General features: G+C 53.5%; 11 protein-coding genes. 3 read left to right on the forward strand and 8 right to left on the reverse strand.

What is annotated here, in order from left to right; all coding sequences use genetic code 11:
* Positions 1-132 precede the first annotated feature (132 nt).
* On the reverse strand, positions 133-1,008 hold the full coding sequence (locus AABO57_20085; GenBank protein MEK6288026.1) for a nuclear transport factor 2 family protein: 876 nt from the start codon (positions 1,006-1,008) through the stop codon (positions 133-135).
* A gap of 462 nt (positions 1,009-1,470) precedes the next feature.
* On the opposite strand from AABO57_20085, the gene AABO57_20090 reads away from it, so the two are divergent.
* A complete protein-coding gene (locus AABO57_20090) occupies positions 1,471-3,156 on the forward strand; it encodes an alkaline phosphatase family protein (protein ID MEK6288027.1) in 1,686 nt (561 codons plus the stop codon).
* 390 nt (positions 3,157-3,546) lie between these two features.
* On the opposite strand, the gene AABO57_20095 is transcribed toward AABO57_20090, so the two are convergent.
* On the reverse strand, positions 3,547-4,002 hold the full coding sequence (locus AABO57_20095; protein ID MEK6288028.1) for a hypothetical protein: 456 nt from the start codon (positions 4,000-4,002) through the stop codon (positions 3,547-3,549).
* A complete protein-coding gene (locus AABO57_20100; GenBank protein ID MEK6288029.1) occupies positions 3,989-5,041 on the reverse strand; it encodes a type IV toxin-antitoxin system AbiEi family antitoxin in 1,053 nt (350 codons plus the stop codon). Before AABO57_20100 ends, AABO57_20095 begins: the two co-directional genes overlap by 14 nt.
* A 507-nt stretch (positions 5,042-5,548) precedes the next feature.
* On the opposite strand from AABO57_20100, the gene AABO57_20105 reads away from it, so the two are divergent.
* Positions 5,549-5,971: a hypothetical protein gene (locus AABO57_20105; protein MEK6288030.1), complete on the forward strand. Its 423-nt coding sequence runs from the start codon at positions 5,549-5,551 to the stop codon at positions 5,969-5,971.
* Positions 5,972-5,978: 7 nt separating this feature from the next.
* Entirely contained in the window at positions 5,979-7,925 is a 1,947-nt protein-coding gene (locus AABO57_20110; protein ID MEK6288031.1) for a Z1 domain-containing protein, read from the forward strand.
* A gap of 122 nt (positions 7,926-8,047) precedes the next feature.
* Here the strand turns inward: AABO57_20110 and AABO57_20115 are convergent, their stop codons facing one another.
* From AABO57_20115 to AABO57_20135, 5 genes are read right to left on the reverse strand one after another with little or no spacing between them, the layout of a single operon-like run.
* On the reverse strand, positions 8,048-8,833 hold the full coding sequence (locus AABO57_20115; protein MEK6288032.1) for a hypothetical protein: 786 nt from the start codon (positions 8,831-8,833) through the stop codon (positions 8,048-8,050).
* A 1-nt stretch (position 8,834) separates the two neighbouring features.
* The gene (locus AABO57_20120) at positions 8,835-9,965 is read right to left on the reverse strand and encodes a DUF3696 domain-containing protein (GenBank protein MEK6288033.1); all 1,131 of its coding nucleotides are present in this window, start codon (positions 9,963-9,965) and stop codon (positions 8,835-8,837) included.
* On the reverse strand, positions 9,962-11,434 hold the full coding sequence (locus tag AABO57_20125; protein ID MEK6288034.1) for a DUF262 domain-containing protein: 1,473 nt from the start codon (positions 11,432-11,434) through the stop codon (positions 9,962-9,964). Before AABO57_20125 ends, AABO57_20120 begins: the two co-directional genes overlap by 4 nt.
* A gap of 31 nt (positions 11,435-11,465) precedes the next feature.
* A complete protein-coding gene (locus AABO57_20130; GenBank protein ID MEK6288035.1) occupies positions 11,466-11,879 on the reverse strand; it encodes a very short patch repair endonuclease in 414 nt (137 codons plus the stop codon).
* Positions 11,863-12,963: a DNA cytosine methyltransferase gene (locus AABO57_20135; protein ID MEK6288036.1), complete on the reverse strand. Its 1,101-nt coding sequence runs from the start codon at positions 12,961-12,963 to the stop codon at positions 11,863-11,865. Before AABO57_20135 ends, AABO57_20130 begins: the two co-directional genes overlap by 17 nt.
* Between the last annotated feature and the right edge of the window lie 93 nt (positions 12,964-13,056).

Genomic DNA, 13,056 nt, shown 5'->3' on the forward strand with positions numbered 1-13,056 from the left:
CGCGGGGAACGACGCCACCAGATTCGGCGTAGTTCTTCCCGCCCCTGTTTCAAGTTCCGATCGAAGTGAGGGATGTTCCTGCTCGACCCTCGAGTGGAATGCACAGCCGCGACACCGCGCCCCGGCTTGCGTCTATTTCCCGTTATCCATGTGCCAGCCCGGATTTACCCACTGCCCTTTGCGCAACACGAATACCTCGGTGACGCGGCCGCTTTGCTGAGAGCGCTGGCCGCCAATCTCCAGCTCGTAAGAATAGTTGGAGTACACGACCGCGGTGTAGCCATAGACTTGAATTTCGGTCTTTGGAAACTCCAGCCTGATAAGCTTGCCGCCGCCTTTCGCGAACTGCGCCGAACCCTCGAAGATCGACTTACGATTCGACCAGGTGTTGTCTCCTGCTTCGATGGCTACCGTCTCCTCAGGGATCAGCTTTTCGAGCGCCGCCCGATCGTTCGAGAAGTACGCCCGCCAGACGGCTTCCCGCGCCTCGAGCAATCGCTTTTTCATTTGATCGCCCAGAGACCTCGGCGTCTGGTATTGCTCCTCCGCCGATTCCGGATGAAGCTCCGTATCGCTGCCCGTCTGGATCCACTTGCCATCTTGCTTGGTGTAAAAATCCGCGATGCGAAGTGCGCGCTTCATGATTCCGTTTGGTGTGTTCGACTCGACATCAGCGGTGAAGCATACGAAGGCCGCATCACCCTTGAAGATCATGTCGAACTCGCGCATCTTGTAGCTTTTCATTCCGTATGCGCTCGCCGGGTCGACGTAGACGTTGTCCATATACCCGCCGACTCCGCGAATCATGGTACGCGACCCTTCGAGGTAGCCAAGCCAGTTCTGATGGTGGGTGGCGCGCAGCTTGGCGGCGTCTTTATTGATAAACGCCTGGAAAATGCTGTCGATGTGCGCGCGGATCGCCTCGCGGTCAGCCGTGCGATCATCCTGCGGCGCCGCTTGGAGCGTTGTCGCGAGGACAAGTAACATTGCAAATGTGCGAAGTGCCATGGATTGTCCTTTCTTAGGCCCGCCTGCCAATTCGAGAGAGTCGCCCGCAAGAGTGAGCGGGGCGTATACTACGACGGCTTCAGCTTGGTGAGCAAGCCAAAGGCCCGCGCTTTGCGATGCCTCGTTGGAGGTTTCAACCCTGAAGGGGTTGCATATCTCAGCCCAGAGTTGCTGTACTCAGCTACTCTGAGTGATGAGGCCGGCCCAACGAGGCGCCGGTTGTTGGCAGCAACACTGAAGGGGTTGCTGCCTACGGCAGCCATCACCCCAGACGACGTTTGATTGTAGATCGTTCGAGTCCGACGGGCGCAACCTCGTTGGGTTTGGGAACAAATAGCGATCCGGTAACCCAAGGTAGCCGAGTACGGCAAACCTTGGGCTGCGGGACGCAATCCCGTCGGGATTGCCCTTGAATGTCCAAACATCAGGAGAGGCACACGAATGAGCGAGGAACATAACGCAATGAGTAGAATGAGACGTTCTCTGGCGGGGCTGGCACTGGCTGTGAGTATCATAGCGCTCGGCACGACAATCTCGCATACCGGAGAGGCGGCGCGCTTAGCTCGGCAATCACGAGCCAGCGCCCGCCTTATCCTGATAGTCGTTGTGGATGGGCTGCGTCCCGATTCGATCAACCGCGAGGACACGCCCACGCTTTTCCGGCTGCGTCAGGAAGGCGTGAGCTACATCAACTCGCATTCGGTATTCCCCACCGTCACGCGAGTAAACTCCGCCGCTATCTCGACGGGCACCTACCCCGATGTCAACGGGCTGGTCAGCAACTCGATGTTTGTGCCCGGTGTGCATCCCAACCGTGCCTTCAACACTGGCGACTACCGCCAGTTGCTAAAGCTGCGAGAGGCAAGCGGCGGGCGCTTGCTCTTTGCGCGTAGCCTGGCCGAACGCCTCGTCGAGCGCGGCATCCGCTTCGCCGCTGTCAGCTCGGGGTCGACCGGCAGCGCATTGCTCTTGAATCATCGAGCACCTGAAGGCATTGGCGTGCTGGTCAACGGCAACTTCGATCCGGGCAGGCGCGTTGCTTATCCCGACGAGTCCAATGCCGCCATCCTTTCACGTTTCGGTCCGGCGCCCACCGAAGAGGGCAGCTCATTGGTCGACTGGTCGGACCGAGTGCTGCGCGAGTATGTCCTGCCGGAGTTAAAATCCGAGGTGGTGATCGACTGGCAGACCGAGCCCGATGGCGCGCAGCACAGGCACGGCACGGGGTCGCCAGAGGCCCGCAAGGCGCTGGCCAATAGCGACCGCAACCTCGGGCTGACGCTCGCGAAGCTGCAGGATCTCGGCCTGGCCGACAAGACCGATCTGATAGTGCTCTCCGATCACGGCTTCAGCTTGCACAACTTTAGGGTTGACGCAACGAGAGCGCTGATCAACGCGGGACTCAAGGCCACCGGCGAGTCGGACGACGTTGTGTTGGCCTCCAACGGGCAGTCGGTGCTGGTGCACGTCAAGGGTCGAGACTCTCGGCGGATCAGAAAGATCGTTCGCTTCTTGCAGGCACAGGACTGGGTCGACGTGATCTTCACTGCCGGGCGAAAACCCGCCACCGCGACAGGCGGACAGCTCGGGCGCGAACGCGCGGCGACACGAGAACAGTTGGGCCGCGGGCGCAAAACAGGGGATGAGCTGGGAGGGGTTTCAGGAACGTTCTCACTAGGGCTGATTCGGCAGGCGAACGCCGAGCGCGGTGCGGATATCCTGTTCACCTTGCCGTGGAGCTCGGAGGTCAATGCGTTTGGCATGGCGGGTAAGCACTACACGGATGGAGGCGGTAACACCGGCCCGCTCACCGGGGCCGCCAGCGGGCATGGAGGCATGAGCCCGTGGCTCGTGCGTAACACCCTGATACTTTGGGGCCCCGACTTCAAGCACGGAGTTACCGTTCGAACCGCCGCCGGGAATGTCGATATCGCGCCTACCATCCTGGCTCTGAAAGGCGTTAGCGGCGGCGAATCGCTCGATGGCCGGGTGCTCGCGGAAGCGCTGCGAGATGGACCCGACGAAGAGCAGATTCCATCTGAAACACATGTCTTGAGGACTGAGACAGTAGGCCGATACCGCGCGGCGGTTCAGGTCACCGATGTCGGTTCGCACCGTTACATCGATAAGGGCTGGCGAATCCGATAGCTCCTCCCTGAATCCGTCAAAGCTCTCGGTTAGCCGGTCTGCCCGGAAAGGCGGCGATGGTGTTAGTCGGTTGAAAACGCTTCTGAGAAAGTCCTGAGTTGCTGTCGAGCAGCGTCCTCCTCTCGCTCGCTGGATCGGGGCGATGCTGTAACGAACGCCCACCAAGGCGACTGGTCCTCATCACTGACAAGCGTGATAAACCGGTGAACGAATTCCAATTCTTCTTCAGTACAAAGAGCCCGCAGATCGCGCCCCAATAAGAAGGCGCTGGCCAGGCTGTATTCTAACCCTGCATTGGTGATCGCTTCAGTGAATACTCGATCGCTATCGGCCTGGTACTTCGATAGCAAAGCGCGGATATGAAACAGATCCTTGCGTCGACGCTGCGGGTCATCCATAGAACGCTATGATCTTAAGGAGCATCAAGACAACAAGAGGAATCACGCGTAGCACGAGGTCGTCCGCCACCGTAACTGGCTGCGCTTCGGAGAACGCGTGATCAAGGCCCTCGAGACTCATCGTTAGCTCGCTTTTTGGCCAGGTAAACCGCTTTGATTCGCGCAGTTTCATTCCCGCTGGAATCAAATCCAGCAATGCTCCGCGCTTGCTTCGCCAGCGTTCTTCACGCTTTGGTTCCTGAGCCCAGCCCAATGCGGACAATTCTGCCTGCAATTTCGCGAAGTCAGCCAAGTCCAGGGCAATCGCGAAATCGATGTCGCCGGTTTTGAGCTCGTCATCGGAGAAGTGGAGCTGGTAGGCAATCGCACCGACAATTACTAGGTCGGCGTTCATTCGCTTGCAGAGTTCATTAAGATCCCGCAGATCATCTATCTCAGCCTTGCTCAACTCGATCACTGCTTAGAAACTCCGCTTTTAGTTGTTCCGCCGCCTCGTGTGCTCTGGGATCGGAAGAGTACATCAGCTCGCAATAGATTAGCCACGGATGAGCAATCGTACTCCGGCGAATCTGTTTCCAGAAAGGCACAGTGCCAAACGCGCGGAGAAGAATCAAAGGGCCGTTCCTGTCGGGCAACACACGAAGCTCGCGAAGCGTCGCTTCGGCGAGAGACTCTACGAAGATAGGAATCTCTGCGCCCTTGTAGAAGCGCTGAAGTTCGAATGCCGCGGGTCCGCCCGTAAGCGACCATCTCAACGACGCTTTTGCGAACGTGGCTCGAATCTTTCCCAGGAATTGCTCTGTGGATGACTCGGCCGCTCTGAACCGGTTGATGAAAAGCTTCGGCCGCAGCGCTTGTTCGTATGCGCGTAGTAGTTGACTCTCAAGCTCCTTGCCATCTCTAAGGTGGAAGGTGCGGGTTAGGATTCCTTCATCGACAAGCTGCTTTCTTATCGTGGCCACATTGCTCTTGCCGACGCCAGAGGCTTCAGCAAGTTGCCTGACGGTCCACGTCGGCGCCTGCTCGTACGCAGCAAGAGCAAAGAGGAGTTGCCCCTTTGCCGCGGTCATAGCTTTTGCTTCTTTAGCTCTTTGCTGTTCGCGTCTCCCGACAACGGTGCGGCCGTAGCTCTTTCCAAGCGTCAGGTGCACATTGCCGGCTCGATCTACGAAGCTAACCCCGGCATCGATTAGTTTCTCGGCGGACGGCGCGGGCACATATCTGGCGAGAAGGAGCAACGGGCGGCGATCCTTCTCGGCATAGTGTTTTGCTTGAGTGATCAGGGCATTGATATGAGCGCGGTCGAGGTAGGAATTCCTGAGTTCAATGTAAAAGGCGAAAGTGCCTTTAGGCGTGCCAATGCGGAGCAGGCCATCGACATTCCGGCTTTCTTGCTTGAAATCCGCAGAGAGTTCGACGCGTTGAACAAAATCGAGCGCTCGGAGTCGTTCCAGGTATGGACTTAGTTGCTTGTCGGTGAGGGTCATTGTCCGCGATTGTAGCGTGTCCATTAGTAATGGACAAGGCAACACTCCGGACACCAAAGATACTGGAGTTACCGATCGCCTGGCGGTTACGCCGCGACGCAAAGGGATGAACGACGCGTTCGCGTGTACTCGAGCATCCGCACTGGCCGAGCCGCAGTTACAAACGAAGATGTTTACGGTTCACATGCCGATACCGCTTTACTAACCAGTTTCTCGCGTGTAGTCTAGGACTTCGCTTCTGCTTGGCTCTGCGCTGCGTGCCTGCGCGTCTCGGGCATTGATGCGAGTATGCCATCTTTAATCGCTTTGATTGTGTGCTTAGCTGCTTCTGGTTCTCGATGGTTCCAAAGCGCGCAAGACTAGATACTCGGAACGTGGTTTCCCAACTGCACACCATCATTGGCAATCAAGCATGCCAAGCATCTCATTTTGATGTTCGGATTGGCTGACATTGATTTCCTGTTACGATCGCACGTTGTCAACTACGCCAGCCGTACAAGATGAACGATGACAATTCAAAAGCAAGAATTCTATGAAGGCGCGGCACTTCACCAACTGGCTCGTCGCGGTGGGATTGCCAGTCTTAGATACGAACCACCATTCTTCATTGTGAACGGCGATGTCATAGTTTGCCTCAAGTACAGCACCAAGAACCGCAGTCCTTGGGCCTTTACCTTTACATCCGATGAACAGGTCTTGTTGCGCAATCGCGCAAAAGGCTCGTCCTTAGTCATCGGTCTGATCTGTGGTGCCGATGGAATAGCTGCGATTCCTTACAAGTCCTATCGAGAAATCGCAGCGCCGAGGAGAACTGCACTACACGTTTCATGCTACCGACGGCACGGGCAACATTACGCAGTCTCCGGTCCTGATGGGGAACTTGCTCGAAAAGTCGCTCCATCCTTGTGGCAACGCATTCTTGAGAAGTGAGGAGTGTATGAATCATCGCGACCAAGTAGTTAATCTCTTGATGAAGCAGATTGGCAATCCGGAAGAGGTCGAGGAAATCCGAGTCACCGCCCAGGAAGTGGCAGAGCTATGGGTAAATCCAGTAGGTGGCGGGAGCGAGGAGACTAACGGCCTGATTTATGGCCTGATCCAGAGTGGCAAGACTGGTGTTCTGACCGTCACTGGGGCCATTGCCGCCGATGAGGGATATCGGACCGTTCTCATTCTGACATCCGACAACGATCCTCTTTACGAACAAACCTTGGGCCGAGCCCGAGAAGCTTTTCCGGGTATGGATATTTTGGGCAAGGCAGACATCAAAGATTGGGGGTCCTTCATTCAGCGAATCAAGGTAGGAGCCTGCGCTATCATCATGACAAAGAACGCAGGTCACTTGGGTACCCTGATTGAAAACTTAAAGAAGGGGAATGTGGGGGAGCTATCCTGTCTCATAATCGACGACGAAGCGGACCAAGCCAGCCTAAACACGCGCACAAAGAAAGCTGATGGAACGAGGAGCGCCATCAACCAGAAGATTCTAGAGCTGAGAAGCTTCTTCGAGAAAAACACCTACCTGCAGGTTACCGCCACGCCGCAAGCACTCTTCCTCCAACCGACAGGTCATGAGTTTCGTCCCAAGTTCACTGTGCTTAGTCATCCGGGTGCCGGGTATGTTGGGGGAGAAGAATTCTTTGGCGAGAACTCCACCCTTGTACGTGAATTTCCTCTCGATGATATCGGGGCCTTGACCTCATCGTCACAGCCCAGCCCAACAATGAATATTCCAATGTCTCTGCTCAAGGCACTTGACACATTCATGATTGGCGCGACATACAAACGCCTTAAAGATGTCGACCAAAATTGTGCCTTCCTCTGTCATGTCAGCACAAGGAAAGATGATCACCGCTATATCGAAGCCTTGCTTCGCAAGTACAAGATTGATCTTGCTTCTGGCACCAAGGCTGGGACGCCAGCGCTACTTAGCCGCCTAAAATCTGCCTATGATGATCTGTTGACGACCCATCCAGAGCTGAGCGACCCGGGCTTCGACGAATTGGTGAAGGCGATCATCTTCTATTCACCTGGAATCGCTGTCAAGCTCGTCAATGGTGAAACCGATGAAGATGTCGCCGTACATTCTCCGTATAACCTTTTCGTTGGCGGCAATAAGCTTGGCAGAGGTGTAACGATCAAGAACCTACTAGTCAGCTACTATGGGCGCAACCCCAAGAAGCCTCAAGCTGACACCGTTCTTCAACACGCGCGGATGTACGGCTATCGCAGGGCAGACATCGGCTTGTTGCGACTGTTCTTACCAAATGAGTTGCACACGGTTTTCAAAGCCATTCATAAGATGGAACGCGGCCTGCGAGATATCATTGCTCAAGCGCCAAGTGAAGAGTTTCGTGGCGTGTATATCGAGAGCTCATTAAACGCCACTAGACCCAACGTGCTGGTTCCCGGAGCCATCGGTGTATATACAGGAGGTGGGTCGTATAACCCCGCCCAAGTGATACGCGATGCTACATCCGAAGTTGCAACCGGACGCCTCAACGAGATGCTAGCGGACGTACCAAACAAGCAATACAAACGGATCCCTTTGGAAGAACTCCGGCAGATGATAGAACTCACAAAGCCAGACGAGAGCCAATCAGAGCGGGTATGGGACCCAGTTGCTGTGGCGGAAACGATTTCACAGTTCGCGACGCTGCGAGACCAAGAGGAGGGATATGTCTATGTGGATCGAGGTCGCGAACTTAGAGAAAATCGTCGCGAGACCCGAGGAGTTCTATCAGGCGGTGAGGCGGCCAACGTACCTGACGACCGACTCACTTTGTTTCTCCTAAGGACCAAGGCGGAGAGAGGAATGAGCGAGGCTTGGTGGCCTCAGATTCGGTTCCCTAAAGGAAGATACGCATTTGCTTTCGCGCTTTGAGGCCTTAGCCGGGCCGGGAACAACGGTAATCCGCACGTGTAATGCGACAACGTGCGCCTAATGCCTACGAGCGGCTTCCCACGGTGCTCAGCTTCAATTAGTTCGATTTTTTGAAATGGCGTCTACAGTTTTAGAGTCCGCCCATTTACTCTCGCAGAACCATCAAGCTCCCCTGTATTGATATCCGCTGTTCCCAAGTGCTCACCGTGGGCGGAGAATACCTCGATATGAGCTGATCCTCCCGGGTGACCTTCGTCGACATAGTAGAGTCTGCAGGTTTCCATTTCCTCAAAAACGCGCCTGAAGCCCCGGCGTTCAATCTTGCTCGTGGCCCGGAATCGATCCGGCAATTTTAGTAAAATAGTCTGAAAGTCTTTCGGAGCGACGGCGGACGCAGGATCGTAATATCCTCTCTGTTCGGTGACCCACCTTCTGACCAAAGATAGGGAGGATAGGCATCGCAACTCAATCTGTTGCCGGGTTCTGTCTTTTGACACGGAAATCTGATATCGATCTTGGAACGCGGAATCCTCTGCGCTGAGAAGAGAAGCTTCCAATCCGTTATCTAGAATTTTTCGCTCCGCAGCTTCACAAATAGAGTGATCTTGTAGTGCCAGAACCGGTTCGTGGCAGGTGTACTGGTCGATATCATTAGAGAGCCTTTCGGGTCTCCAGCATCTGTAGTATCGCTCGCCAAAAACAAGCTCTCTAATTAGCGCTCGGACGTCCTTTGGTAGACTTAGAGCGTTAAATTCTCTTGCGAAGTCAGCAGTGAGGAAGAAATGGCTGTCTTTAAAAAGAATCGTCCCCTCTCTCGCTAGTTCCTGAGCGGCAAGGAGGAAGAAGTTTAAAGACGCTTCTGAAGCCCCGTGATCCCCTAGACTATGCTCATTAAGGAAACCTATCATGCTATCCGAGAATAACGCTCAAATCGTTGTCGAGCTGATCGAAAAAGCCATCGGGCCAAGTGGCGATATCCCCTGATTCCGAAACTGCTATCTGGGTTACTGAAGGCTCGAAGGCGTCCAAGGGTTTAGCGAAAAAGAGAAAGCGGACCTTATCAGGAGTTAAGATTGTTCGTTTGACCATCCGCCGAATGCCATTCAGGACATGCTCGCTGTGAGTTTCGACAAATACCTGGGTTCCTCCAGCTGCAACGCGTGCCAAGAACTCCCCAATCATCGACTGCGCTTTGGGATGAAGATGTGCTTCAGGATTCTCAACGATTAAGACTGTATCGCTCGTCGCAGCCAAGCCTGCCACTATTACTCCAAGTACAAAAGACAAGCCAAATCCGGTATTGGTCGGGCGAACAAATAGGCTTTGACCGGTTTGCTGTCTTTGGAGTGCTAGTCCTAACCTAACTTGGTCGGCCCGACTATAAATCTCTGACTCTCCATCGAAGCCCGGAAAGAGTCGCGCCATCCAAAGTGCCCATTGGTACTGTATCGTTGGGTATTCCTTTTCATCTGAGCTTTCCAGCACGAGTATGCTGTTGGTAATCTCTGTTTCTCTAAGCTCAGAGGCAATGATGTAAGGAGCGTTCTCACCGTTCTTGCCAACACGTAACGGATGCCCTTCATCAGGAGATATCTGAAATACCTTTCGGGGACCAACCCGCTCCGCATGCAGATAGTTGAAGGGTTCTAAAAAAAGCCCCGAAGTCAGCGCTCGTTCCTCGATTAAAGTATCGCTACGAAGGGGCAAAGAATAATGCGTTCGGTACTTTTCGAATTCGCCACTTTGCAAATGGAGCACTTGGTCTTGTTCAGAACCTCTCAGTATGATTTCTATGGAATCCCCGTCCGGATCGGCGCAATAGACCTCTCCACTGGTGCCCAAGTCCACCAAAGAGCCGTTTAGTTTGAGCGTTCCGCGGGACAGACTGCCTGATTCCCACGATTGTCGGACCGCCAGGAGGCTCTGAATGACGGTGGACTTTCCTGCGCCATTCATGCCCGCAAGCACGTTGATCATCCCGAGGTCCATCGTCCGAGACCTAAAACATTTAAAATTAGTAAGGGTGATCGAGGCGATCATTCTAATACTTTCTCAACTGCACTATGGGCGCGCTGGAAACGTGTCTTCACCGAATTCACGCTGCCTGTGCCTGCCGATAACGACCTAACGTAGTCGGGATCCGAAAACATCTGGAAGAGGCTTGAAAGGATCTGGTCTTTCCGTTGGCGCAAGAGTTTCAAGTCGTAGCCCTGAAGAACATTTGACCATGACTCAAAGAGTGCTTTATTGATCGGCGCTCTTCTATCGGTTTCCAGGTTGAACTTGCGGAAGGCCAGTCGACCAAAGATCTCAAAAGCTCGATTCATTGCCTCGCGAAAGCTTAGGTTGAGGAGCATCACCTCAGAGTTGGACATACAGTTTATGTCCGCCATCGTAGCTGAAAGGAAGGTATTTAGATCAGATTTCAAGTATTCGCTGTAGGGATGAATATGGAATGCTGCGTATCGCAGAACGCACTCACGAGCATCCATCCGCGTATCGCTTACGCCGCCTCCAGTTGCCTCCAGGAAATCCTCAGATTCGGCCAATGTTCTTAACAGCCTAGTAGCCTCCCCTTGAAAGAGTGCGTGACGAATTTCCTGAGCGGTGAGCACGAGTCCACCAGTATTGATTCTATAAAAAATTGTAAACTTTACCTCTGGCGGCGTCTCCGGGCGGATAATGAAGAGCGTCACCTGAGTGTCTTCCAGATCGCGTCGCATCCCTCTCGGTAGTTCATCAAAGGTTTTCCCTTCGGCGGACTTGAGGTATTCAAGCCGCTCAAGTCGAAAGTTCCTTTCGGTTACAAAGTCCTTGAGAGTTGAGAGTCGCTGCAATCCATCAACTACCACCCAGCGATTTGCATCTACACCATCGAAGTAAAATGCGGGTAGAGGAATGCGTAAGAGCGCAGATTCAATGAGCCGCGATCTTCGAACCGGATCCCACACTAGATTGCGCTGGAACTCAGGATCTAGAATGATTTCGTTGAGGGATATCTTCCGCAGCACTTGAAAAACCGTCATTGGTTCGCGATCAACTTTGATTTTGGTCGGATCGAATGGCTCTGTGATTGATTCGTCGCCTTCGGAGTTTTCGCTTTCCACTCCCAGTGTCGCTAGTTCGATGCCACCATCCGCACAGATTTCCAGGAAGACATCGTCGTCAATTCTGCGCACAGCATTCTGCGCATTGTAGAAGGGAGCCAACTCGCGTGGCTTTCCATTTTCAGCGCGGCCAGGAACGGTTATGGTGAAGGGACGATAGTTCAGAATTTCAGCAAAGAACTGATCAGGATTGTCCGGGTCGGCAATCACGGCTCCTACTTCACCGTAACCAAAGTATTCACCTTCGCCGGACTTTTTCGGTTCGTAATAGACGAATTCGATCGCTGGCAGCGTTAGGAAGTTGAAATATTTCCTTGGAAAATGGTAGCGAGTGCCGATCTGATCAGCATAAGCAGAAGCTTTACGATATTGGGCTAAGACGAGCTTGGTTTTCTGTTGCATTATCTAAAGATAGGATTCTGGAACATCTCTCTTAAAGATCATAGTCCAAACAACGCACGACTCTCCGCGTCACCTTCTTCGGGTCTCTCAATTCATGTTGCCAGACCCTGAGTATTTGCCAGCCTCGACGCTTTAGCTCTCGATTGACAAAGCGGTCTCGATTCCTATTGCGCGTGAGTTTCTCCCTCCAAAAGGCCGAGTTGGTTGCTGGGATGGTGCCGTGGCTTCGGCACCCATGCCAAAAACAACCATCTACAAAAACGGCCAGTCGCTGCTTGGGAAAAACAAAATCTGGATTGCCTAAAAGCGCAAAGTGCCTGCGCCACCCGCTGATCCGACGTTCGCGAAAAATATTTAAGAGCCGAACTTCTGTCGAGAGATTGCCTCGGCTCTTTACGCGAGACATTATCTCTGAGCGTTTTTCTGCATCAAAGACATCGGCCATCAGATCCCTCTAACGCTTGAACAATTTTAAGCGCATGCCGCCGTATGAATTCTGGAGGTAAGGCGTTGCCTATCATCTCAGCCGTCGCAATCCTGCCACGTTCCAGAGAAAAAAAGTACGACGCCGGGAAAGTCTGAAGCAGTGCAGCCTCGCGCAATGTAATGGCGCGGTTTCGTGTTGGATGTAAAAAACGTCCCTTTGAAGGATTGAAGCAGCCGGTTGTAATTGTAGGGGCCACTTCATTCCAGCTCATGCGGCCATAGACATCTTTGAAACCGTCGCAGCTCTTATGACACTTCAGCTGTTCTTTCTTTCCGAGATCTAGGCGACTTCCTCCATTTTTCGGGATCAGCCTAATCCTGCGTTTAACTTCTTCCGTTCTTTTCTCTTTGTAATTGTGAAGGGGGTCTCGCTTAGCTCGTTTGCCCAGCTTTCGGAACGCATCGCGAACGACCGGCTTGCAACGCGCTTGTCGACCGAATGGTATCTTGGTTCGATGACCAGCCAACAAGATGAAGCGGCGGCGCCGTTGGGGTACTCCATATTCTGCAGCGTTGAGAACATCAGCAGTGCAGTCGTAACCGAGTTCTTTTAATTCAGAGAGCACCTTCTTCATTCGTCGGTCTTTTGCAAGGCCTGGAACGTTCTCCAACATTACGGCCTTGGGTCGCAGGTTCCTAACAAACTTCATAAACTGGAAGATAAGATCATTTTGAGCGTCGTCAATAATATAACTGCCATTCAGCGTTGTGATGGTGGAGAACCCTTGGCAAGGCGGGCAGCCAGCGAGAAGATCCAGTTGACCTCGCTTCAGCTTCAGTTTACGCATCACCGCCGCAACGGAGACGTCGCTTATATCCTTCGCCCAAACAGTTACTCGCTTGTGATTCGCTTTATACGTGCTGACTGCGAGAGGGTCGATTTCGACGGCGCCAATAACGCGAAAACCCGCCTGCTTGAGCCCCAACGTAAGGCCTCCGCAACCTGAGAAAAGGTCAATAGCAACCGGCTTCGCCATGCTCCCGATTCTGAAAGCTTTGTCAAGAAGCGTCAAGACGAATTCCGCTAGATGAAATTTGCCCACTGTTTTCAAAGCTTCAGAGACACCAACCCGCTCTTTCTACGAGGAAGCTTCGACGCTTGAAACGAATCTGTGCCGGCTGGGCTCACCGCGTCT

Source organism: Acidobacteriota bacterium (genome assembly GCA_038040445.1).
Taxonomy (GTDB): Bacteria; Acidobacteriota; Blastocatellia; order UBA7656; family UBA7656; genus Onstottus_A; species Onstottus_A frigus.